At 66.8% G+C, this 22,373-nt stretch carries 17 protein-coding genes; 11 read left to right on the top strand and 6 right to left on the bottom strand.

All coding sequences use genetic code 11. The features are described from left to right. Positions 1-52 precede the first annotated feature (52 nt). A complete protein-coding gene (locus K343_RS0102970; RefSeq protein WP_028006788.1) occupies positions 53-403 on the bottom strand; it encodes a YciI family protein in 351 nt (116 codons plus the stop codon). Beyond that, positions 400-1,479, bottom strand: a complete 1,080-nt coding sequence (locus K343_RS0102975; protein WP_028006789.1) for a glycosyltransferase family 9 protein — start codon at positions 1,477-1,479, stop codon at positions 400-402. The genes K343_RS0102970 and K343_RS0102975 overlap by 4 nt, the downstream gene beginning before the upstream one ends. Positions 1,480-1,614: 135 nt before the next feature. Between K343_RS0102975 and K343_RS0102980 the strand changes: the two genes are divergently transcribed. The 11 genes from K343_RS0102980 (at position 1,615) to K343_RS20745 (ending at position 14,328) form a co-directional block, all read left to right on the top strand. Continuing rightward, on the top strand, positions 1,615-2,538 hold the full coding sequence (locus K343_RS0102980; RefSeq protein WP_028006790.1) for a branched-chain amino acid transaminase: 924 nt from the start codon (positions 1,615-1,617) through the stop codon (positions 2,536-2,538). A gap of 78 nt (positions 2,539-2,616) precedes the next feature. Further along, positions 2,617-4,047, top strand: a complete 1,431-nt coding sequence (gene hldE / locus K343_RS0102985) for a bifunctional D-glycero-beta-D-manno-heptose-7-phosphate kinase/D-glycero-beta-D-manno-heptose 1-phosphate adenylyltransferase HldE (protein WP_028006791.1) — start codon at positions 2,617-2,619, stop codon at positions 4,045-4,047. 200 nt (positions 4,048-4,247) lie between these two features. Then, positions 4,248-5,753: a sulfurtransferase gene (locus K343_RS0102990; RefSeq protein WP_245585106.1), complete on the top strand. Its 1,506-nt coding sequence runs from the start codon at positions 4,248-4,250 to the stop codon at positions 5,751-5,753. 53 nt (positions 5,754-5,806) lie between these two features. Further along, on the top strand, positions 5,807-6,130 hold the full coding sequence (locus K343_RS0102995) for a hypothetical protein (RefSeq protein ID WP_028006793.1): 324 nt from the start codon (positions 5,807-5,809) through the stop codon (positions 6,128-6,130). Next, on the top strand, positions 6,127-6,645 hold the full coding sequence (locus tag K343_RS0103000; protein WP_028006794.1) for a cytochrome c3 family protein: 519 nt from the start codon (positions 6,127-6,129) through the stop codon (positions 6,643-6,645). The genes K343_RS0102995 and K343_RS0103000 overlap by 4 nt, the downstream gene beginning before the upstream one ends. Beyond that, entirely contained in the window at positions 6,642-7,835 is a 1,194-nt protein-coding gene (gene extI / locus K343_RS0103005; RefSeq protein ID WP_028006795.1) for a selenite/tellurite reduction operon porin ExtI, read from the top strand. Before K343_RS0103000 ends, extI begins: the two co-directional genes overlap by 4 nt. A gap of 14 nt (positions 7,836-7,849) precedes the next feature. Next, complete coding sequence (locus K343_RS0103010; RefSeq protein WP_028006796.1) at positions 7,850-9,286, top strand: YeeE/YedE thiosulfate transporter family protein; 1,437 nt, start codon at positions 7,850-7,852, stop codon at positions 9,284-9,286. 17 nt (positions 9,287-9,303) lie between these two features. Beyond that, positions 9,304-9,555 (top strand): sulfurtransferase TusA family protein, encoded by a 252-nt coding sequence (locus tag K343_RS0103015; RefSeq protein ID WP_028006797.1) that lies wholly within the window; start codon positions 9,304-9,306, stop codon positions 9,553-9,555. 14 nt (positions 9,556-9,569) lie between these two features. Further along, positions 9,570-10,802 carry a multiheme c-type cytochrome gene (locus K343_RS23180; RefSeq protein ID WP_028006798.1) on the top strand — a complete coding sequence of 411 codons (1,233 nt, stop codon included), beginning with the start codon at positions 9,570-9,572 and terminating at the stop codon, positions 10,800-10,802. 89 nt (positions 10,803-10,891) lie between these two features. Beyond that, complete coding sequence (locus tag K343_RS0103025; protein WP_051277896.1) at positions 10,892-13,141, top strand: C1 family peptidase; 2,250 nt, start codon at positions 10,892-10,894, stop codon at positions 13,139-13,141. A gap of 350 nt (positions 13,142-13,491) precedes the next feature. Then, the gene (locus tag K343_RS20745) at positions 13,492-14,328 is read left to right on the top strand and encodes an HDOD domain-containing protein (protein WP_051277897.1); all 837 of its coding nucleotides are present in this window, start codon (positions 13,492-13,494) and stop codon (positions 14,326-14,328) included. A 51-nt stretch (positions 14,329-14,379) separates the two neighbouring features. Here the strand turns inward: K343_RS20745 and K343_RS0103035 are convergent, their stop codons facing one another. The 4 genes from K343_RS0103035 to K343_RS0103055 form a co-directional block, all read right to left on the bottom strand. Next, positions 14,380-14,769 carry a hypothetical protein gene (locus tag K343_RS0103035; RefSeq protein ID WP_028006800.1) on the bottom strand — a complete coding sequence of 130 codons (390 nt, stop codon included), beginning with the start codon at positions 14,767-14,769 and terminating at the stop codon, positions 14,380-14,382. 630 nt (positions 14,770-15,399) lie between these two features. Continuing rightward, a complete protein-coding gene (locus K343_RS24305; protein WP_154662426.1) occupies positions 15,400-15,624 on the bottom strand; it encodes a hypothetical protein in 225 nt (74 codons plus the stop codon). A 10-nt stretch (positions 15,625-15,634) separates the two neighbouring features. After that, on the bottom strand, positions 15,635-20,449 hold the full coding sequence (locus K343_RS0103050; RefSeq protein ID WP_084615630.1) for an RHS repeat domain-containing protein: 4,815 nt from the start codon (positions 20,447-20,449) through the stop codon (positions 15,635-15,637). A gap of 171 nt (positions 20,450-20,620) precedes the next feature. Beyond that, a complete protein-coding gene (locus tag K343_RS0103055) occupies positions 20,621-22,339 on the bottom strand; it encodes a M28 family metallopeptidase (RefSeq protein ID WP_028006802.1) in 1,719 nt (572 codons plus the stop codon). Positions 22,340-22,373 lie beyond the last annotated feature (34 nt).

Genomic DNA, 22,373 nt, shown 5'->3' on the forward strand with positions numbered 1-22,373 from the left:
CGTCCGGTGTCGATTCGCAAGCAAGAATCGGGACCGGCGCGGGCCGGCCCTTCTAGTCCGCGCAGCAGGGACCGACCTCGCGCACTTCGATGGTCGCCCATTGCGCGGCCGGGCACTTGGCAGAAAGCGCCAAAGCGTCGTCGAGACTGTCGCAGCTCAGGTAGAAGAAGCCGCCGATCATTTCCTTGGCCTCGGTGTACGGGCCGTCGAGCACCGTCGTGCGGCCGTCGCGGACCTGCAGGCGCGTGCGCGCGGTGAGCAGCGACTGGCTGGCGATCAGCACGCCGCGTTCGCGCAGCTCTTCGGTGTAGCGCAGCATGCTGGCGTAGGCGGCCTCGCCTTCGGCAGGCGTGCGCTCGGCGCGCTGGCCGAGCGGTTCGACGATCAGCAGCAGGTAGCTCATGCGGGCTCCGGAGTGGCGGCTTCGGTTGAGGGTGGCAGATTCAGCAGCTGGCGGGCGGTGGCGGCCACGCGCGCCGGCGTCAGCCCGCGCATGCAATCGTAGCGGCCGTCGCAGCTCGGGTGACGGCGGCAGGGCGCGCAGGGCAGCGCGTCATACATGACCGCCAGCGGCGATTCGGCGCCCTGCCGGTACGGGCAGGTCGAGCCGAACAGTGCGATCGTCGGCGTGCGCACGGCGATGCCGATATGCGTGAGCCCGGTGTCGACGCCGACCACCAGCCGCGCCTGCGCGAGCCAGGCCGGCAGCTCGCCGAGCTTGGTCTTGCCGACGAGGTTCACCAGCGGCGCCGTCGTCGCCGCCGCGATGCGTGCGGCGGCCTCGACGTCGCCGGGCCCGCCGAACAGCACGCAGGGACCGAGGCCGGCTTCGTGCAGCCGCTGCGCGAGCTGCGGCCAGTACGATTCGATCCAGTGCTTCTGCGGCCGTGTCGTGAACGGGCACAGCGCGACGAAGCCGGCCGGCAGGCCGAGCGCGGCGCGCTGCGCGTCGATCGCGGCGCGGGCGGCCTCGGACACCGGCAGCCGCGGCGGGCCGGCGCGTTCGCCGCTGAGCGCCGCGGCGAAGTAGCGGTACTCCGAAGCGATGTCGGCGATGTCGCCGCCTTTCGGCAGCAGGCGCTGCATCAGGAACGCGCCGGGTTCCTTCGATGCGAAACCGGCGCGCCAGCCGCCGGCGAGCCAGGCGAGCAGGCGCGATTTGGCGAGCCCCTGGACCTCGAACACCCAGTCGTAGCGGCGCGCGCGCAGCTCGCGGCGCAGACGCCACAGCGCCGCCGGCGACTTGAACGTCTCGGCCGGCACGCGGATCAGCTCGTCGATGCGCGGATCGTCGCCGAGGATGGCGGCGAAGCCCGGCTGCGCCAGCCAGGCGATGTGCGCGCGCGGCCAGCGGCGGCGCAGGGCGTCGAGCATGCTGCTGGCGAAGACGATGTCGCCGAGCGCGGACAGCCGCACGATCAGGATGCGCGGCGCATCGGCCGTGGCGGGCGCGGGCGGGGCGATGAGGGGGTCGGACACAGCGGCTGGCGGACGAAGTCGAGCGCGCATGCTGCGGCGTGACGGCGACGTGTGCAAGCGGCTCTGACACGTCCGGCGCTGGGCCTATAATGCGCGCCTTCGTCACCCATGCGCCCCCCAAAGGCAGGATTACCGATGACTTCTTTTGCCGACCGCGACGGCTATATCTGGTACGACGGCGAACTCAAGCCCTGGCGCGAATGCCAGACCCACGTGCTGACCTACTCGCTGCATTACGGCGTGGGTTGCTTCGAGGGTGTGCGCGCGTACAAGACGCCGAAGGGCACGGCGATCTTCCGCCTCGAAGATCACACCAAGCGCCTGTTCAACTCCGCCAAGATCCTCGGCATGAAGATGCCGTGGACGCAGGACCAGCTCAACGCCGCGCAGAAGGAAGTGCTGCGCGCCAACAAGCTCGAATCCGCCTACATCCGGCCGATGGTGTTCTACGGTTCGGAAGGCATGGGCCTGCGCGCCACCGGCCTCAACACCCACGTGATCATCGCCGCCTGGACCTGGGGCGCGTATCTCGGTGCCGACAACATGGAGCGCGGCATCCGCATCAAGACCAGCTCGTTCCAGCGCCAGCACGTCAACGCCTCGCTGTGCCGCGCCAAGGCCAGCGCCAACTATCTGACCTCGTCGATGGCGCTCAACGAAGTGCTGCGCGACGGCTACGACGAGGCGCTGATGCTCGACACCGACGGCTTTGTCGCCGAAGGCAGCGCCGAGAACATCTTCGTCGTCGGCAACGGCGTCATCAGCACGCCGGACGTCACCAGCGCGCTCGACGGCATCACGCGCCGCACGGTGATCCAGCTCGCGCGCGACCTCGACTACAAGGTCGTCGAGCGCCGCATCACGCGCGACGAGGTCTACATCAGCGACGAAGCCTTCTTCACCGGCACCGCCGCCGAAGTCACGCCGATCCGCGAAGTCGACAACCGTCCGATCGGCGAGGGCCGCCGCGGCCCGATCACCGCCAAGCTGCAGGCGGCGTACCTGGCGCTGGTCAACGGCCAGAGCCGCCACTATCCGGAATGGCTGGCGCACCTCTGAGCCCCTGAAAGACCGCATGTCCGACCTGCCGGCGGCCCCGATTCTCCTGTTCGCCATGGCCGCCGGCCGGGTCGCGCGATGAGCGCGCTGCTGCCCGATTTCGCGGCAGCCCGCGTGCTGGTCGCCGGCGACGTGATGCTCGACCGCTACTGGATCGGGCCGACCTCGCGCATCTCGCCGGAGGCGCCGGTGCCGATCGTGCGCATTCGCCGCGACGAGACGCGGCCGGGCGGCGCCGCCAACGTCGCGCTCAACATCGCCAGCCTCGGCGCGCAGGCGAGCCTGCTCGGCGTCGTCGGCCAGGACGAGGCCGCGCGCCTGCTCGCCGACGAGACGGCGGCGCGCGGCGTGCGTGCGCAGTTCGTGAGCACCGGCCAGGCGCCGACCATTACCAAGCTGCGTGTGCTGTCGCGCAACCAGCAGCTGATCCGCCTCGACTTCGAGGAAGCGCTCGAAGCGGTCGGCGCCTTCGACGACGCCGAGCTGGCGGCGCGCTATGCCGACGCGCTCGATGCGTGCCGCGTCGTGGTGCTGTCCGACTACGGCAAGGGCACGCTGCGCGACGTCGCGGCGCTGGTGCAGGCGGCGCGCGCGCAGGGCAAGGCGGTGCTCGTCGACCCGAAGGGCAGCGACTGGCAGCGTTACCGCGGCGCCACGCTGCTGACGCCGAACCTCGCCGAGTTCGAGGCCGTCGCCGGTCGCTGCCGCGACGAGGCCGAGCTGGTGGCGAAAGCGGAGCAGCTGCGCGCGGAACTGCGGCTCGACGCGCTGCTGATCACGCGCAGCGAGCACGGCATGACGCTGGTCGAGCCGGGCCAGCCGGCGCTGCACATCCCGACCGAGGCGCGCGAAGTCTTCGACGTCACCGGCGCCGGCGATACGGTGATCGCCACGCTCGCCGCCGCGCTCGCCGCCGGCAGCACGCTGGCGACCGCATGCCGGCTCGCCAACACCGCAGCCGGCATCGTCGTCGGCAAGCTCGGCACGGCGACGGTGTCGCGCGATGAACTCCGCGCCGCGCTGAGCGGCCGCCGCGACGTCGACGGCGGCGTGGTCGACGAGGCCGCGCTGCTGCAGGCCGTGGCGCGCGCGCGCGCCGCCGGCAAGCGCATCGTCATGACCAACGGTGTGTTCGATGTCATGCACGTCGGCCACGCGCGCTATCTGGAAGACGCGCGCCGACTCGGCGATCTGCTGATCGTCGCCGTCAACGACGACGACTCGGTGCGCCGTCTCAAAGGCCCGACGCGGCCGCTGAACGCGACCGCCGACCGCATGGCGCTGCTCGCGGCGCTGCGCTGTGTCGATCTGGTCGTGCCGTTCGCCGAGGACACGCCGGCGCGCCTGATCGGCCGCGTGCTGCCCGATCTGCTGGTGAAAGGCGGCGACTACCGGCCCGAGCAGATCGCCGGCTATGACGCCGTCACCGCCAACGGCGGCCGCGTGCTGGTACTGCCGTTCCACGACGGCTATTCGACAACCAGCCTGATCGACAAGGCGCGCCGCTGACGCGAGCCTGAAGCGCCGGTTCGTCTCGGCCTCTGCATCGCGCGTTGCGGTGATGCGCCGCGTTCGCGGCATAACCATAGCTTCACGAATTCCTTCCTCGTGCGGTGGCGAGCTCCTAATCTCGCGGCCGCTACGAGCCGTCCCGAGGCGTCTGTCATCCGGCAGGCGCGACGGCTCCCGGAAAACACGAGGAACAGACGATGTCGAGAAGCTGGCGCCGCGACGGCGGGGCAGGGCGGCTTGTTGCCGCCAGCATGGGGATCGCGATGCTCGCGGCCTGCGGCGGAGAGGACCGCTCCGGCGCCGAGACGACGCCGGCGGCGAGCCGGATCGTCAACACGCCGGCGCAGATCGCGCAGGAGTCGGCGGACGACTACGACGACAACCGCAGCGGTCTCATCACTGGCAAGACCCTGAAGCGCTGGAAGGACAACTGGCTGCAGGAGCGCCCGGCCGGCATCAAGGGCAATCTGGTGATCTTCCAGATCGGCAAGGGCCCGGCCGGCGCCGAGTTCATCAAGGCCGACCACGAAACGGTCTTCTCCTACCAGGAGAACGCCTGGCAGGAAGAACGCTCGAACGGCGTGATCAAGACGCCCGGCATGGTGCTCTCCGGGGCGCAGATCGATGCGCTGCTGCGCCGCTACGGCGTCAATCCCAGCGAGGATCTCATCGTCTGCGCGCCGGGTACGGGCAGCGCGTCCAACGCGATGATCCAGGGTCGCTGCTGGTACACGCTGCGCTACTGGGGCGTCGCCGCGGATCATCTCGCCGTCCTCAACGGCGGCAATCAGTATCTGGCTTCGAGTGAAGGCGGCTGGAGCGCCGCTGATTTCTCGACGGATGCGAGCCCGGTGACGAACAAGTACGCCGGCAGCGTGCGCGACCTCAAGGAAGACAACACGGCGCTGCAGGCCACGCTCGAGGACGTCATCAACGTCCTGCCGCTGGAGGATGGCAACCGCAGCACGGACGGCATCTTCCTGTGGGATGCGCGCAGCCTGGATCAGTTCAGCGCCGGCGAGCTGCTGGAGAGCGGCGCGCCGCCCGAGGGCTACAACTACACCAGCAGCTTCCAGAACGGCGGCTCGCGGCAGGGCCATCCGCGCGGCGCGCTGCAGCTGCAGTACACCAACGTGCTGGTGAACGGCGGCGCGGACGGACGCTACAAGTCCAAGGCGGAGATCAAGGCCTACCTCGACGGCGAGGTCGACGCGGCGGGCAAAGGCTTCCGCGACGGCACGCTGCAGCCGGTCGGTTCCGGCAACGCCTACCAGCCGGGGGACGTGGTCTACACCTACTGCGAGACGGCGGTGCGCGCGGCGATCACGACCGTCGCTAGCGCCGTGATCCTCGGCCATCCGACGCGCCTCTACGACGGCTCGATGATCGAGTGGAACTCGCTGTCGTACATCGCCGACAAGAACGGCAACTTCATCCTGCCGGCCAAGTCGGTGTGGCGGACCGACGTGCTGTCGTTCTTCAAGCCCGGTGTGCAGGCGCAGATCGCGCCGCGCAACGACGCCAGCGCGACGCCTTACGTGGTCGATGCCAGCGCCGAGCATGCGGACGAGGCCATCCTCGCCGACAAGGCCTACGCACGCGCCAACGATCCGGTCGACGACGGCGGCACCACCGGCGGGACGACCACCGGCGGCAGCACCACCGGCGGCACCACGGCGCCGCCGAATCCCTGCGGCGGCTAGCCGTTCCGTGCCGATGGGCGCGGCGTATGCCGCGCCCCTTCTTTCGCTCTCTCATGGAGAATCCGATGCGCCATGCCAGTCGCGCCGCGGCAGCGCTCTGCCTGTTCCTCGCCGGCCTGTCCGCCGCGCATGCCGACGAGCCGCGAGCGGCCGCCCGTGCGCCGGCCGCCGTCAAGCAGTACACCGTCAGCTTCGGTTCGCAGCCGCCGCCGCCCTCGTCGCGGCTCAAGTACCGCCAGGGCCCGGTCTGCATGTGCAGCGGCGGCCTGAGCGAGGCCGACATCAGCGCCGCGCAATCGCCGCTTCAAGCGTCCACCGCAGCCGCGGCGGATAGCGCTGAACCCACGCACGGTGCGGCCCGCGGAGAGACGCCATGAACAAGCTTCGTGGTCTCGGCCGCCGTGCCGGCGCCTGGCTCGGGCGCGGCCTGCTGTTGTGGTTGCTGCTGCTGCTGGTCGGTGCCGGCGGCTGGATCTTCTCGACCGCGGGCGAGCCGCCGCGCGCGGCAGCGCCGGCCGCCGCCTGGGGCGACGAAGCGCTGCAGGCCTGGGGCGAAGACCTCGCGGCGCTGTCGCCGGTCGCGCCCGCCAATGCCTGCGGACTCGGCGCGTCCAGCTGCTTCAAGTGCCACAACGGCAAGCGCGCGCCGTCGCCGTCGCTCGACGCCAAGCTGCATCCCTGGCACGTCGACCACCAGGCGGTGAACTACTCCTGCGCCGGCTGCCATCAGGGCAATCCGCGCATCCTCAAGCAGGAAATCGCGCACGAGAAGCTGGTCGCCCGGCCGCTCGCCGCGCCCGAGAAAACCTGCGCGACCTGCCACAACCCGGCGCAGGTCGAGTCCTTTACCCGTCGTTATCAGCAGGTCCTGAACGGAGGCCCGCAGTCGTGAACATCCCGAGTACCCCGAAGCCGCCATCGAAGGCCGTCCCGCTGCCGCAGTGGGCGGTCAAGGCTTGCGTGCTGGGCGCCATGGCCTGGGCCGGCACGGCGCAGGCCGGCGTGACGATCAACGTCGACGACCAGCGCTATCTGACGATCGACTATTCGCTGCAGGCCTGGGCGCAGGCGAGCAGCTACACGTCGGCCACCGACGGCGGCAGCAGCACCGACTTCTTCCTGCGCCGCAACCGCCTGACGTTCAGCGGCCAGTACAACGACCTCATCGGCTTCTACGCGCAGCTCGAAGCCGGCAACGAAGGCAAGGACGGCGACAATGACAAGTCGGTCTACTACCGCGACGCCTATGTGACGATCGACTACGCCGACGGCGCGCGCTTTATCCTCGGGCGCTTCAAGAACACGTTCTCGCGCGAGAACCTGGAAGGCTGCCTGGAACCGCTGACGCTCGATCGCTCGCTGATGTCGTACACGCCCTTCGGCGGCACGCGCGACGACGGCATCGCGATCTGGGGCAATCTGGCCGACGCGGTGCTGCAGTACCGCGTGATGGTGGCCGACGGCCGCGAAGGCGACGAGGTTGCCAAGAAATCGCCGCGCGTCACGGCGCGCGTTCACTGGAGCGCCCTGGACCCCGAGTTCGACTACGGCTATCGCGGCACGTATCTGGGCACGCGCAAGATTCTCACGATCGGCGCCGCCTACGACTACCAGCCGGACGTGGCCTACGCGAACTACGCGGCGCGCAGCGACGCCAAGGACTACAAGGCGTGGACCGTCGACGGCTTCTTCGAGTATCCGTTCGACTTCGGCACGGTGACGCTGTCGAGCGCCTATCTGCACTACGGCGTCGGCGATGCCATCAACCAGGCGCCGGACGCGAATCTGCCGAGCAACACCGAGCTGCACGCTTCCTACGTGAAGGGCGGCTATCTGTTCCCGCAGAAAATCGGCATCGGCCGCCTGCAGATCTTCGCCCGCCACGACCGCTCGGACTACAACCTGAACAGCGGCTACCTCGACAATCAGCTCAACGGCGGCGGCCTCAACTACTACCTCGACGGCCAGCAGCTGAAGCTGACGCTGGAGTACGACGACGTCGATTACCACCGCGCCGATCCATCGAGCCAGGCCGCGCAGGACAACTGGCAGCTGACGCTCGGCTTCCAGCTGATCCTCTGAGGAGCCGACGCGATATGGCTGTCTTCAGCGAATCCGGCGCGTGGTCGCCGGCCGGCGGGCGCGCGGGCCTGCTCAGCGCCGCGGGCATCGTCCTCGCCGTCGCGCTGGTCTCCGGCGTCTATCTGGCGCTGGACACGCGCTACGTCTACCTGCTGGTCTACGCCTGGTTCGGCGTCGCCTACGGACTGCTGCTGCAGTACGGCCGCTTCTGCATGGCGTCCGCGGTGCGCGACCTCTTCATGGTGCGCGTGCCGCGCATGGCGGTCGGCGTGATCGTCGCGATCGTGCTGTACGCATTGATCGCCGCGATCGTGCACGTGGTCGGCGTCAACACCTTCGCGCCGCATCCGCTCGGCTGGCACGTGCTGATCGGCGGCGCGATCTTCGGCTTCGGCATGATCTTCACCGGCGGTTGCGCGTCGAGTTCGCTGTACAAGAGCGGCGAGGGCAACGTGGCGTCGATGCTGGTGCTGCTGGCGATCTCGGTGTCGCAGGCGCTGTTCGTCAGTGCCGGCAGCTGGAGCAACCGCGGGGTGCCGAAGGCCTGGGCCGAAGCTGCCGCCGCGCAGGACATGCCGGCCGCGCTCGGCATCACCGACGGCTGGTTCGACCAGTTCACCGCCGGCTATCTCTGGACGTTGCCGGCGGAAACCGTCGCGCAGGCGCTCGGCGTGCAGGGCGCGGTGGCCGGCGCCGTCGCCAATGCGCTGCTGACGGCGCTGCTGCCGGCGGCGGCGCTGCTGGTGCTGCTCTACGCGACGGCCTGGCGTAAGGGATACCTGCGCCGCGCCAAGCTCGCGCAGGCGCGGATCGGCGACCATCTGCGCGGTATCTGGGCGATGCTGACGGCCTCCAAGCGCACGGCGCTGGTCGGCCTCGGCCTGGGCGCGCTGGCGGGGCTGCAGATGTGGATCACCAGCGCGCTGCGCGACCACTACGGCATCTTCAATTTCGGCGAGATGCTGGCGCAGATGGGCCACAGCGAAGGCCTGTCACTGCAGGACACGGTGTTCGATCCGGGCTACTGGTACATCACCACGCAGGAAGCGCAGTGGGCCGGCTGGGCGCTCGACAAGCTGGGCCTGTCGATGCGCGACAATCTGTTCTTCGGCCTCGACAACGGCGTGCCCGCGCCTTGGCTCAACGCGCCGGGACTGATGTCGATCGGCATCATCGCCGGCGCCGCCGTGATCGCCAATCTGAACGGCGAGTTCAAGTGGAAGCTGCCGAGCGCCGAGACCGCTGCGTTCGCGCTCGTTGGCGGCGCGCTGATGGGGCTCGGCTCGCGCATCGGCATGGGCTGCAACATCGGCGCGTTCTTCGCGACCGTCACCAACGGCGATCCGAGCGGCTGGATCTTCTTCGCCGGCCTGGTGGCGGGCGGCTACGGCGGCGTGCGCGCATTCAAGTGGTGGATCGACCGCCGGCTCGCCGCCGCCGGTCCGGCCTGAACATCGGAGTCATCGGCATGGCCTACAAACTCGAACGCGTCGGCGACGGCGCCTATCTGCTCGACATCACCGGATACGGTTGCCCGCACGTCCAGGTCTACACCGACAAGGCGCTGCAGGACCTCGCCAGCGGCGAGCGGCTGACGGTGCGTTTCGACAATCCGTCGTCCGGCGAATCGATCCTCTTCATGTGCGAAACCGAAGGGCACGAACTGGTCGGACGCGACAAGCAGGGCGGGACCTTCACCTGGACGATCACCAAGGCCTGAGCGCGCGCGGCCGCGTGCGTCAACGACTGCCGCTGCGGATCGCGGCCGCGGGGCTCGCCGCGGCGGCGGTCGCCGTGGCGGCGTGGTACGGGTTCGGACGCGACACCGACGCGACGTCGGCGTTCCTCGCGCAGCACTGGCAGCGCCCGCTGCCGGCGCAGGGCGATCCGCCGGCCGCGTACTCGGCGCTCGAGCGCTCGCTCGATCCCGCGGCCTGCGGCAGCTGCCATGTGCAGCAGCACGAGGACTGGCGACGCAGCCTGCACAGCCGCGCGATGGGGCCGGGCATCGAGTGGCAGTTCCATCTGATGACGCAGGCGCAGGCCAACCGCTGCATGGACTGCCACGCGCCGCTCGCCGAGCAGAAGGCGCTCGTCGCGCAGGCCTTCGCCTGGCCGCAGCGGCCGTCGTCGTCAGCGCCGGACCATGTGCCCGAGACGCTCGCGCACGACGGACTGGTCTGCGCGGCCTGCCACGTGCGCGCGCACCAGCGCTACGGGCCGCCGCCGCGGTCGGGCGGTGCCGCGCAAGGCGCGCCGCACGGCGGCTTCGTCGCCGCCGCCGCGTTCGAGGACAGCCGCTTCTGCGCGGCCTGCCATCAGTTTCCGCCGGACGGCCCGGCCACCGCCGGCAAGCTGCACGAGGACACCTACGCGCAGTGGCAGGCGAGCCGCTACGCCGCCGAGGGGCAGTCCTGCCAGAGCTGCCACATGCCGGATCGCCGGCACCAGTGGCAGGGCATCCACAGCAAGGACATGGTGCTCAAGGCGCTCGACGTGCGGCTCGAACTGGAGCCGGGCGCGGACGGTCGCTGGCGCGCGCAGGCCAGCCTGCGCAATGTCGGGGCCGGCCACTTCTTTCCGACCTACATGGTCCCGGAGGTCACTGCGACGCTGATGCTGGTCGATGCGGACGGGCGGGAGATCCGCACGCTGGCGCAGCGCGTCATCGGCTGGCGCGTCGGCCTCGATCTCGATCGCGAGATCTACGACACGCGACTGCCGCCCGGCGCGGCGCTGCAGTTCGACGCACCGCTCGATGTCGCCGCGGACGGCAGCGTCGTCGAATTGCGCGTCGACGTCGCGCCGCGCGAGCACTATGTGCGCCTCTTCGAACGCTCGCTCGCCCGCGATGGCGCGCGGCTCGACGCCGGGACCCTGAACCTGCTGCGCCGGGCGCGCGACGAAGCGGCGGCGACCCGCTACGAAGCCCTGCGCCTGCGCGCGCCGCTGCGCCGCGAGCGCTGACTGCGCGGCACGATGGTGCGCCTGAGCGCGCCGTCACACCGTGCCGCGGCCTGCCGTAGCATGCTCGCCGCGCTAACGGGAGAACGACGATGGCCAAAGCCGCGACGGGGAAGAAGGGTTCACGCCAGCCGGTCGACGGGCGCCACGCCCGCGCGGTGCAGGCCCGGCAGGCGGAGCGCGCGCCGACCGCGTTGAACACGCGGCTGTTCGATGCGCGTCCGGACCGACTCGATTTCCGCGACCTGCCGTACCGCCCGCCGCTGCAATCGCTGCCGCCGCGCTTTCCGGACGATGCGATGGTCGCCAGGCTGTTGCCCGCCTACGTGCGCGCCGGCCTCGTGCTCGACCAAGGCCGCGACGGCGCCTGCACCGGCTTCGGCCTGGCCTGCGTCGCCAATTACCTGCTGTGGCGCCGCCACGTCGGCGCCGGGCTGCGCGCGCGCTTTGCGCCGGTCAGTCCGCGCATGTTCTACGAGCTGGCGCGCCGCTACGACGAGTGGCCTGGCGAGCGCTACGAAGGCTCCAGTTGCCGCGGCGCGCTGAAGGGCTGGCACAAGCACGGCATCTGCAGCGAGGCGCGCTGGCCGTACCGCTTCGACGCCGAGGGCAAACCGTTGTTCGTGCCGCCGCTCGACGGCTGGGAGACCGACGCCGCTTCGCGCACGCTCGGCGTCTATTACCGAGTCGAGCGCGCCTCGGTCGTCGATCTGCAGGCGGCGATCGCCGAGATCGGCGCCGTCTACGTCTCGGCGCAGGTGCATGACGGCTGGGAGACGCTGGTCAGCGCGCGGCCGCGGGCGGCGCCGCGCCGGCATCGCGATCTGCCCGTGATCGCGCCGCCGAAGCAGCCGAACAAACTCGGCGGCCACGCCTTCGCGCTGGTCGGTTACAACGAGCGCGGCTTCGTCGTGCAGAACTCCTGGGGCCGCATCTGGGGCGCCGGCGGCTTCGGCCTGCTGCCGTATGAGGACTGGATCGCGCACGCGACCGATGCCTGGGCGGTCGCACTCGGCGTGCCGGTGCTGCCGTCGGACGCGCGGCTGGCCGGCGCGCGCTGGCCGGTGCCGGGTGGCCAGGCGCTCGGCGCGCTCGACCCGGCGACGCGCGCCGCGAACAATCCGCCGGACGATCCGTGGCCGGTCGACCATCCCTATGATTACGCGCCGTACGAGCCGTGGAGCACGGCACGCGCCTACGCGCACACGCTGGTCAGCGGCAACAACGGCCAGATCATGGTCCGCGACTTCACGCACGGCGTCGACGCCGGCGCCCAGGACTACGTCCGCGAGATCGCCTACGACTCGCCGTGGCGGCAGTTCGGCGCCGACCGCACGCGGGCGCCGGTGCTGGCGATCTACGCGCACGGCGGCCTCAACAGCGAGGACGACTCGATCCGCCGCATCCGCATGCTGGCGCCGGTGTTCGCTGCCAACGGCATCTATCCGCTGTTCCTGACCTGGCGCACCGGCCCCGGCGAGACGCTGGCCGACATCGTTCAGGACTGGGCGCGCAAGGCGCTCGGCGGCGAAGCGCCGGAACGCGCTGCCGGCGCGCTCGAAGTGCTCGGCGACGTGCGCGACCGCGCCGTCGAAGTGCTCGCGCGCCTGTTCGGCCGCGGCGTCTGGAGCGAGATGCGCGAGAACGCCGCGCTCGGCGCGCAGCCGGGGCGCGGCCTCGACCTGCTCGCGCAGAACCTGCTGCGCCTGTCGCAGCGTGCTGCCAAGGCCGGCCGGCCGCTGCGCCTGCATCTGATCGGCCATTCGGCCGGCTCAATCCTGCTCGGTCACCTGCTGTCACGGCTCAACGAGCTGGGCGCGGCCGGTGCCGGCCTGACGGTGCAGAGCTGCAGCCTTTACGCCGCGGCCTGCTCGGTGCGCTTCGCCGTCGATCATTACCTGCCGGCCGCCGACAGCGGCCTGCTGCCGCTCGAACGCCTGTTCCTGCATCACCTTTCGGACCCGAACGAGAAGGCCGACGCGTTGCCGTCGCCGACACTGCAGGCCTACGGCAAGTCGTTGCTGTACCTCGTCTCGCGGGCGCTCGACGACCAGCGCAAGATGCCGCTGCTCGGCATGGAGCGCGCGCTCGATTCGCGCTACGCGCGCAGCACCGACCACTGGGCCGAGACCGAGCTGGCGTCGATGCAGGCCTGGCAGGCGCGCTGGCCGGCCGGGCAGGGCGCGACCTGGCGCGATCCGACCGTGCTGACGACGCGGCGCGGCGACCGCATCCCGGCCACGCACGGCTCTTTCGACGCCAACCTCGAGGTCATCACCGAAACGCTGCAGCGCATCCGCGGCGAGCCGCTGGTGGCACCGCTGGAGTGGCTCGACTACTAGGGAACTTCTGAGTAAATCCGTCATCGCGAGGCCGCGCAGCGGCCGCGGCGACCCAGAGACGCCGCTTGCTCAGGGCGCTGCTGGATGGCTTCGTCGCCTGCGGCTCCTCGCCATGACGGAATGGGGATGCGGATTCAACCGACCGACGCAACGGATTGTCGATATCGCTCAGTTGGCATTTCGTAGTTCAAAGCCTTCCGTGGACGTTCGTTGCGTCGGTGCGCCACGGCGTTCAGCTTGGCCTGGCGATGGCGGAGTGATGCAGGCCGTGCCGGGCGCAGAGGAGAAGGAGGGGGCTCAAGTTCTGCGCCGCGCGGCCGCTAGCGGAGAGGCAATCCCGGTACTGACGCATGGCCCTGCAAGAACGCTTCCACCGCATCGTCGTCGACGCCCTGACCCGCGACCGGCTCGTGCTGCCGACCTTGCCGGAGATCGTCCTGCACGTGCGCCAGCTGGTGCAGCGCGAGGACGTCTCGGCGGCGACGCTGGCCGCCGAGCTGCAGAAGGACCCGGCCCTGGCGGTGCGCCTGATCCGCGTCGCCAACAGCGCTGCACAGCGCGGCGGCCACCGCGTCGACAACGTCCGCCAGGCGGTGACGCGGCTCGGCTTCGACTACACCCGCCTGCTGGTGTCCGGTCTGGCGATCGAGCAGATGTTCGCGCGCGGCGCGCCGTGGCTGGAGGCGCGTCTGCGCCGGACCTGGCGGCAGAGCGTCGACGTCGCCGCCGCCGCCCAGGTGCTCGCCGCGCACTGCACGCTGCTGAATCCGGAAATGGCGATGCTCGCCGGCCTGGTGCACGACATCGGCACGCTGCCGATCCTGCGTCTCGCCGAGATGAACCAGGCTTCGATCGACAACGAGCGCGAGCTCGACGAAGTGCTCGATGTGCTGTCGCCGCGCATCGGCCGGCTGGTGCTGCAAGCCTGGCACTTTCCACCCGAACTGATCGACGTGCCCGAGCGCTGGCGCGACTTCCGCGACGACCACGATGGCGCGCCGACGCTCGCCGACGTGGTCCGCGTCGCCCTGCTGCAGAGCGCCGCCGGCCGCGAGAAACCCTACGCGCTGATCGACCGCGCCGGCGTGCCGGCCTACCGCAAGCTCGACGTCAGTCCGGACGTCGACGTGATGAAGATGGACGGCTACGTGTCGCTGTTCGACGGCGGGCAGTCGGCGGCGGCGTGAGATTGTGGAAGTCTATGCGCTTTATCTGTTCGCAGGGATGCCTGACAGTGGCTACTCGCGCTTGGGTAAAGAGCATTTACATATGGATTCAGTAAAGTCCATGGAGCCCTTGTCCAAATACTTGGATGGAGCGCTTCTTTGCCATTCCCGCGCGGAGCCTTTCACTGCAGCAGTCACCTCCCGGTTCAGTTCCGGGTGATTGAGCCAGGTATCGGTCTCGATGATCAGATAGGTGATCTGCGTCTGCATCATCGCATCGACAAGATCAAGCGTTTCTCCTCCTTCCGCGATTCCGCTCCGAATTCGATTGAGCATCATCAGGTCGACGGCGGTTTTCTGAATCAGCAGCTTCCTGTAATCGCCGTCGAAGTAACGCGCATCTTCCGCGAAGGAAGCGCAAGAGTTTATGAGCAGAAAAACAGACAGTAGCGTGCGGCTCATATATCCTTTCTATAGGGTAATAGTGGCGGCGTCCGCTTCCTTCAAAAAACCGATGATCTGCTCTTCGCTGAACCGCTTCTTCACGTCCAATCTCATTGATGAAAGGGATTGGATTCCAAACCGATCCGCTACTCAGCTACGGGGGACGTCGGCGGCAGTATCGCAACAGAAGCGACAATGAAGCACGCGAGGCCGCTCATGGCACGCATAAAGTTCTCCAGCGATTGGCCGCGAAAAGCGGCACGAAGTTACTGAATAGATATATCGCCGCTATGTCGCGATAAGTTCGTGCACTTCACACTCGCTCCCCGATACGAACGTCGGAAGCGCGAGCCTTGATCTGGACAAACTGAGAGCTGAGAGAGCGGAAATCGGTCTTCGTCGCGCCCGCTTCCGTGCAGACCAGATCGCCGGCTTGGTCGTAGAGGGCGTATTCGGTGTTACTGCCCCTGACGGTCTTGATCCGCTCGCCGTTGCCGTCGTAGCCGTAGCTGGCAATGCCGGTGATGCTGCTGATCTGGCCCTTGGCGTTGAGCGTGAAGTTTTTCGTCCCGTCGTCGGTAATCTCGCCCTTGGCATGGTAGCTATAGCTAGCGTATAGGCGGATTTGTACCTGCTCTACTTGTTGGGCTATTCAATTTCCATATTACCGTGGCCTGCATGCGTTCCCAGTGAAAATTCGACATCAGCTACTCCTTCATTCTTAGAAAAATCGTCCGTTCTCCAATGAAAATGTTGAAGACGGCCATCTTTCAGATCGGAGAGTTTTTTTATCATTCTCTCTATATCGGAGGCAGTAAGTTCAACGGCCAGCCCAATCCAACCGCTGTTAAATTTTTCATGTCTAACAATCATTAATTAATCCTTATTGCGACCCTAATTCTTTAGATAATTTCATTGAATCGAGGCGGCCGCCAACTTCAAAGAAGCCTTCAAAGCCCTTGGATCCATTGTTGCTGGTGGCTTCCATTTTTGGTCCGCCGCCAGCGTTCCCGCCGCTCTCTGGCGCACTTCCATCTGGCTCAATGTGTTTCTTTCCTCTGGTTTCGTCGTCCGTATCATGCCAGTGCGGCCCTCGCTCCTTGCCACCTTCCCGCCCTTCACGGTCCCACCGCCTGCGGATTTTCCCATCCCCGTCCTTCCATTGCCGATGTTTACCACCAGTCTTTTGGCCTGCGTCGGTCTCTGTCCATCCGTCTGGTGGAGTCCAATCGTCGGGATTGCCAGGATAATCAGGTTTATTATTATTCGGCGCTGTAGGGATACTTGGCGAATTTTCCTTAGTGCCCTCGTTCATAACCCAGGCAGTAATTCCGGTTCCGATTATTAATGCACCCTCTACGATACTCGGCAAAAATGGGACAATCGCAACCACGAACTTTCCGTTGGGATCAGCATACCGATACGGATTGGCATTTCCGTATAAGTATCGACTGAATGAAAACGCACTGGCCTCGGTGAATCCGACCGGATCGTCCGACAGGAACCGCCCCACTGCCGGATCGTAGAACCGCGCCTGCATATACGTGAGGCCTGATTCGGCGTCGAAAGCGTGGCCGGTGTAGCCGATTTTTTCGCCGACGCCGTTGAGCTTCTGCCCGTACGGGTCGTAATGCTCCTCCCACACGATATCGCCGCTTGCGCTGGTCGCCTTTCTGGGCGAGCCGAGCAAGTCCGGATGCAGGTACGTCGCTGTCGTCGTGCTGCCGTTGAGCTTCAGTTCGGCGATGACGGAATTGCCTAAGCGCAGATAGTCGGTCTTCGTCGTGCCTTGCTCGCTGTAAACCAACCCTCCGGAGAGGTCGTACAGGACGTATTCGACTGCGCCGCTCTTGGAAGTCTTGATCCGCTTGCCGTTGCCGTCGTAGCCGTAGCTGGCGATGCCGGTGATGCTCGTGATCTGGCCATCGGCGTTGAGCGTGAAGCTCTTGGTGCCGTCGCCTGTGACCTCGCCCTTGGCGTTGTAGCTGTAGCTGCGGCTTTGCGATCCGCTGACGCTGCTCAGGCGGTTGTTCGAGGCGTTGTAGCTGTATGTCAGCGCATTCGGGCCCGTTCTCGCTTGAATGTTGTTCAGCGGATCGTAGACGTAGCCATACGTGCCCCACAGGCCTGTCGCGGATTTTAGGCGGTGCAGGTTGTCATAGGCCAGCGTGGTGTTGTCGGCTTCATCGTCGTCATCGATGCTCAGCAGATCGCCGCCGTCGCTGTAGCTGTACTGGTAGCGCTGCACGACGGTTCCGCCATCCAGCGTGGTCTGGACCTGGGGCCACTGGCGGTTGTTGAGCGTTTGCAGGTAAGTCAGGCCGTTGCCGAGGGTGTAGTTCTTCGGCAGGCCGTTGGCGTAGTACTGAACGCCGGTCGCCCAGGTGCCAACCTGTGTTGGCCTCCCCCACGCGTCCGGAGCGTAAGCGATGGTCCGGGCCGGCGTTGTCAGGCTCTGGACATGAGCGAGGCTGTCGTACGTCGGGTTCAGGACGAAGGTCTTGCCATCGATGACCGCCTGCTCGGTCTCGATGAGGCCGCGCTTGTTGTAGCCATATGTCCACGTCGCCGTCGGGTTCGTGACGCTGGTGGGATTGCCGGCCGCGTCGTAGCCGAAGCTCACGTCGTCCGCAGTGCCTGGCTCGTCGTCCAGCGTCTTGCGACCGCGCGTGTCGTAGCCGAAGAGCGTGGCGCCCGCAGGCTGCGCCGTCACGCAACCCGTGCCGCTTTGCCCTTTGAGCTGCCATTTCAGCTGGCTCGCCGCGTCGTACCCCAGGATCACGCTGCCGGTTTCCGGCTCGGTCTTGCGGCAGAGGCGCTGATAGGCGTCGTAGGTCCACGTTTGCGTGGCACTGACGTTGCCGCCGCTCCATATGCCGGATTGCGTCACGCCGATGATCTTGCCGTAGAGATCGCGCTCAATGACGGTGAGCTGGTTCTCCGGCGCTTCAATGCGAATCGGACGGCCGTAGGCGGGGCTGTCGAAGACCTGGTGGCCTACGGTCGTGATCTTGCCGTCCGCATCGGTCGTCTGCACCTTGGCCCCCGTCAGATACGCCGTCTGGCTCAGGGTGACACCGTCCGTCGTCTGTCGCAGGGTCAGGCGTCCGAGTGCGTCGTAGATGCTGTTGGTGCCGGACGTTGCGGTGTAGGTGTCGGACGGATAGGAATCGAATAGGTGATGGCTTTCATGGTCGTAGGCCGTTCTCTTGTAGACCACCTTGCCCGTCGTCGTGTCCTTCTCTTCGACGAGGACGGGACGCCAGCGAGCGTCGTAGTAGGTGCTGGCCTGCGAGCGGCCCGTCGTCGTGCGCGCACGCCAGGTTCCGACCGGCATGCCGAGTTCGGATGCCGCAAGGACGGTATATGTCGTGATGGTCGGCGCCCAGGCAACGGTATCGCTGCTCGGATAATCGGTACGCAGCAGCAAGCCCATGCTGTCGTATTGGTAGCTCGTCGTCGCTCCGTTCTCGTTGGTCAGGCTCGTGACTTCGCCGAAGTCTGAAACGACAGCGATCCTCGTACTGTTATCGGCAAAGGTGACGAGACGCGGGATGTCGAACCGGTAGTTGCTGAGTGTCGTCGTGCGGTTCAGCCCATCCTTGAACGTGGAAAGCCGTCCCTGCGCATCCCAGGTGTAGCTCATGACCTTCAGGCCGAAGGCATAGCGGTCCTGAGGCAGGCCGTTGGCGTTGTAGGTCGTCGAATAGACCGTCTGTCCCAGTGTCTGATTGACCTTCCGTTTGACTTGGCCCAGTACCCATTTCGCCTGGTTGTAGGCGTCGTCATTGGCGAGCGTGACCTGCTCCTGGATCGGCGTCTGGCCGGGGATGCTGTTGAAGCGCTTGGTCTGCACGGCGTTGCCGTAGCGGTCGAACGCCAGTGCTTGCCACGTGTACGTGTCGCCGTCTTGTTGGACGGCGCGTTGATTCAGCGGCGCGAGCTTAGTGAGCAGATCGGTATTGAGGGTTGTCGTGAACAACGTGCCGATCTGCGCAGGGTAGGGGCCCGCGCTCGGACTGTTGTATAGCTGATTCGCGCTCCGCACCGTCGTTGCGTTAGCGGCCGAGACGGCAGAGCTGAGAAGCTGTCCCTCTGTGATGCCCCAGCGGTTGCTGAAGGTGTAGGTGGTCGAGCTGGAATCGGGTTCGGTGACTTTCGTCCAGATCTCCGTCGGGCACGTTGTTGTCGAGCAATCCACCGCAAAACTCGCGTTGGGCGCGGAGTACTGATAAGTCCAGGTTTGCGCGGGTAGCGATGGACCCGCCAGAGAACGCGAAAGCAGTGTCGGTGTTCTGGAAGCGGCAGGAGAGAGTGCCCACGACCCCCCTGCTGCCGGCATCACGCTGACGCAACGCAACGGTACGTACGATTTGCCGTGTGTCTGGGATGAAATCTGGAACGTGCCGACGACCCCAGATGGATGCGTGATAGTGACGGTGCCGCTACCAAAGTAGCTGTCTCCCGCGTCTTTGCATGCCGGGAAAGGAAGGTCGTTGCGATCTCCGGGAGAAGACGAAGCGACCGTTTCAAGATTGAAGATCCACAGGCGCGAGTCCGGCTGGGTCAAGGAACTTAGCCGTACCGGGGCGGCACTCTGGGTGGGATTCTGATACTGGTATGTCCATGCCCGCGGGGCGCCGCTTGAAGGCTGGGCGGTGATCTTGGCGATAAGGTCAGCATCGGAGCGCCACTCGATGCTGAGTGCGCGTCCGTCGCTGGAGCTAATCGCGGTCAGCTTGGCGCCGTTATAGGAGTAAGTGACATAGTTTCCGAAGCGGTCTTCGATGCGGCTCGGAAGCATCGAGGCTTCATACTGCGGAAGGCTCCAGGTATAGCCGGGTCTGGAGGCGGTAGCCGTCATTCGCGCATACCTGATGCTTGGCTTCCCCTTGAACACTAGCCGGTCCATCCAGTATTTCGTTCCGCTGGGATCAACGACCAAGAAGCCCTCGCCCGGCTGCCCATTGGAAGTGGAAGGCAGGCAAGCGATCATCCAGTGCTGTTTGGTGACGAGCGGAAAGCTGGTCGGAAGACCAGCACCTAGGCCTGTGGGAGCGAGCGTGTTCGAGGCGGTGCGCTTCAGCAACTGCTGTGCGCCCTGCCCAGGAACAATGAGGTTATAGCCGTTCCACCACCATTCGGTGGAAAACTCTAATGGCCCCCCACCGTACCAATTCTGTATGTATGCCGAGCTGTCCGGCATGGCCATTTGTGAGCATCGAGCGCCAGGGTTCCACGCGGCGCTTCCCATCGTGGTCGTGATGCGGGGAAGCTCCAGAACCCAGTCGCCGAATTCGCCATTGCGTTTTCGCCAAATAGTAACGCTTCTATCCAACCATCGCCCAGGCGAGAACGAACGCGTAACGGCGACAGCCGGGCCGACGCCGGGTAACGAAACGTCAGTTTGCTCGAATGTAATTCCCCCCGAGTAGAGATCTATCTGCTCGCCGAAGGGAGTGTCGCTCAATGGCTGGAGCGTTCCTCCGGCCTTCATTCTCTGCTCGTAGAGCGACTCCGGACCAACGCCGTCATCGGATGTTGTGGAGCCTCCACCACTGCTTCCGCCGCCGCCGTCCTCAGGGTCGCAGCCGGGGCAGAGGGCCGACACGGAGGGAGCCCATGCGGTAGCTGCCATGAACAGCAAAAGGGACGTAAGGAGACGGCCCATGGTGCGGGCGGCGAGTGTCTTGAGCATGATTGAACCCCCTGTTCTCGGGGTTGAATCTACGCCACGGAACTTTGCACTGACTGTACAGCTGGCGGTGAGTTTGTGACGCAGTGCTCCTTGGCTTCGCGGTTCACGAAAATAAAGACGCCCCGCGGAACCAGGTTCGCGCGAGGCGTCATGTAGAGCGGCGAGGGCGATCTACGGCGCGGCTTTCAGCTGCGCCTCGCGGATCGCCTTGAACTCCGAGCCGTCCTTCCACGTCGGCCAGATCGTGCCGTTGGCGACGGCGTAGCCGGTTTCGAACAGCAGACGCGCGTCGGCGGCGCCGCCGGACAGGTCCCAGTCCGGTTTCACTTCGTCGGACGGCTTGTGATAGTCGTTGGCCGTGTACTCCGCGCGTTTGGCGGCGCCGTAGCCGTCCGGCTTGCCGATCACCTGTTCGCCCGCCTTCGGATACAGCGCTGGCACGCCGCGCTTGGCGAACTCGAACTGGTCGGAGCGGTAATAGAAGCCCTTCGGCGTGTCGGTGTCCGGCACCACGACGCGGCCGTGCTTCGCCGCGATCGCCGTGAAGCTGTCCTCGAGCGTGTTCTGGCCGGTGCCGATGATCTGGATGTCCTTCGTCGGGCCGAGCGTGTTGAGCACGTCCATGTTGAAGTCGGCCAGCGTTCGCGTCAGCGGATAGAGCGGGTGCGCCGCGTAGTACTGCGCGCCGAGCAGGCCCTGTTCCTCGGCGGTGACGGCGGCGAACAGTACGGAGCGCTTCGGCGCCTGCGGCAACGCCGCGTAGCCCTTGGCGATCGCCAGCAGGCCGGCGGTGCCGGAGGCGTTGTCGGCGGCGCCGTTGAAGATCGGATCGGGCAGCGAGTCGTCGCGGCCGAGGTGATCCCAGTGCGCGGTGTAGACGATGTATTCGTTCTTCAGCTGCGGATCGTTGCCGGGCAGCACGGCGACGACATTGTGCGACTGCACTTCACGCACCTTGTTGCGGATCGTGAAGCCGGCCTTGGCCTTCAGCGCGACCGGCTTGAAGTCGCGCGACAGTGCCGCCTTTTTCAGCGTGTCGAAATCGTAGCCGGCGGCGCTGAAGAGCTCATGCGCCTTGTCGAGCGTGATCCACGACTGCACCGGCACGCGGCTCATGTTCTTGTCGGCGGCGGCGAGGCTGAACTGCTCGCCGCCCCAGCTGTGCTCGACCACTTCCCACGGATACGCGGCCGGAATCGTCTCGTGGACGATGATCGCCGCCGCCGCGCCGAGCGTGGAGGCGATCTCGTACTTGTAGGTCCAGCGCCCGTAGTACGTCATCGCCGGGCCCTTGAAGTAGCGGGCATCGAGCTTGGACGGATCGTTCGGGTCCGGCACCGCCGGATCGTTGATCAGCATGACGAGGGTCTTGCCATGCACGTCGAGGCCTTTGTAGTCGTCCCAGCCGTACTCCGGCGCCTGCACGCCGTAGCCGACGAACACGATATCGGAGTCCTTCACCTTCACTTCTGGGACGAAGCGCTGCGTGGCGGCGACGAAGTCGTGCTTGGGTTCGAGTTTGATCGACTTGCCGCCGACCTTCAGCTGCATCGTCGGCGTGCCGCTGATGCCGACCATCGGCACGTTTTGCACATAGCTGCCATCCGGATTGCCCGGCGCGAGGCCCAGCGTCTTGAACTGCGCCGTGAGGTAGGCGACGGTCTTGTCCTCGCCGACGGTGCCCGGCAGGCGGCCCTCGAACGCGTCCGAGGCCAGCACCTTGATGTGGTCGAGGATCAGATCGCCGGTGATCGCCTGGCCGGCCTGTGCGACCGGGTCGATCGGCGCGGGCGCCGGTGCCGCTGCCGGCGCAGGCGCGACCCCGGATGGCGGCGTCGCGCAGGCCGCGAGCGCGGCGGCGGCGATGCCGATCAGCAGTTGTTTCATCATCGTTTTGCTCCGTGGATTCAAGCCGGGAACGTCG

The sequence above is a fragment of the Solimonas flava DSM 18980 genome (assembly GCF_000426685.1).
Classification (GTDB): Bacteria; Pseudomonadota; Gammaproteobacteria; order Nevskiales; family Nevskiaceae; genus Solimonas; species Solimonas flava.

Bases quoted from the DNA above. Each gene is read 5' to 3' on its own strand.
- K343_RS0102970 (WP_028006788.1), bottom strand. From the start codon at position 403: ATGAGCTACCTGCTGCTGATCGTCGAACCGCTCGGCCAGCGCGCCGAG.
- K343_RS0102980 (WP_028006790.1), top strand. From the start codon at position 1,615: ATGACTTCTTTTGCCGACCGCGACGGCTATATCTGGTACGACGGCGAA.
- hldE (WP_028006791.1), top strand. From the start codon at position 2,617: ATGAGCGCGCTGCTGCCCGATTTCGCGGCAGCCCGCGTGCTGGTCGCC.
- K343_RS0102990 (WP_245585106.1), top strand. From the start codon at position 4,248: ATGTCGAGAAGCTGGCGCCGCGACGGCGGGGCAGGGCGGCTTGTTGCC.
- K343_RS0102995 (WP_028006793.1), top strand. From the start codon at position 5,807: ATGGAGAATCCGATGCGCCATGCCAGTCGCGCCGCGGCAGCGCTCTGC.
- K343_RS0103000 (WP_028006794.1), top strand. From the start codon at position 6,127: ATGAACAAGCTTCGTGGTCTCGGCCGCCGTGCCGGCGCCTGGCTCGGG.
- K343_RS0103010 (WP_028006796.1), top strand. From the start codon at position 7,850: ATGGCTGTCTTCAGCGAATCCGGCGCGTGGTCGCCGGCCGGCGGGCGC.
- K343_RS0103015 (WP_028006797.1), top strand. From the start codon at position 9,304: ATGGCCTACAAACTCGAACGCGTCGGCGACGGCGCCTATCTGCTCGAC.
- K343_RS0103025 (WP_051277896.1), top strand. From the start codon at position 10,892: ATGGCCAAAGCCGCGACGGGGAAGAAGGGTTCACGCCAGCCGGTCGAC.
- K343_RS20745 (WP_051277897.1), top strand. From the start codon at position 13,492: ATGGCCCTGCAAGAACGCTTCCACCGCATCGTCGTCGACGCCCTGACC.
- K343_RS0103035 (WP_028006800.1), bottom strand. From the start codon at position 14,769: ATGAGCCGCACGCTACTGTCTGTTTTTCTGCTCATAAACTCTTGCGCT.
- K343_RS24305 (WP_154662426.1), bottom strand. From the start codon at position 15,624: ATGATTGTTAGACATGAAAAATTTAACAGCGGTTGGATTGGGCTGGCC.
- K343_RS0103050 (WP_084615630.1), bottom strand. From the start codon at position 20,449: ATGCTCAAGACACTCGCCGCCCGCACCATGGGCCGTCTCCTTACGTCC.
- K343_RS0103055 (WP_028006802.1), bottom strand. From the start codon at position 22,339: ATGATGAAACAACTGCTGATCGGCATCGCCGCCGCCGCGCTCGCGGCC.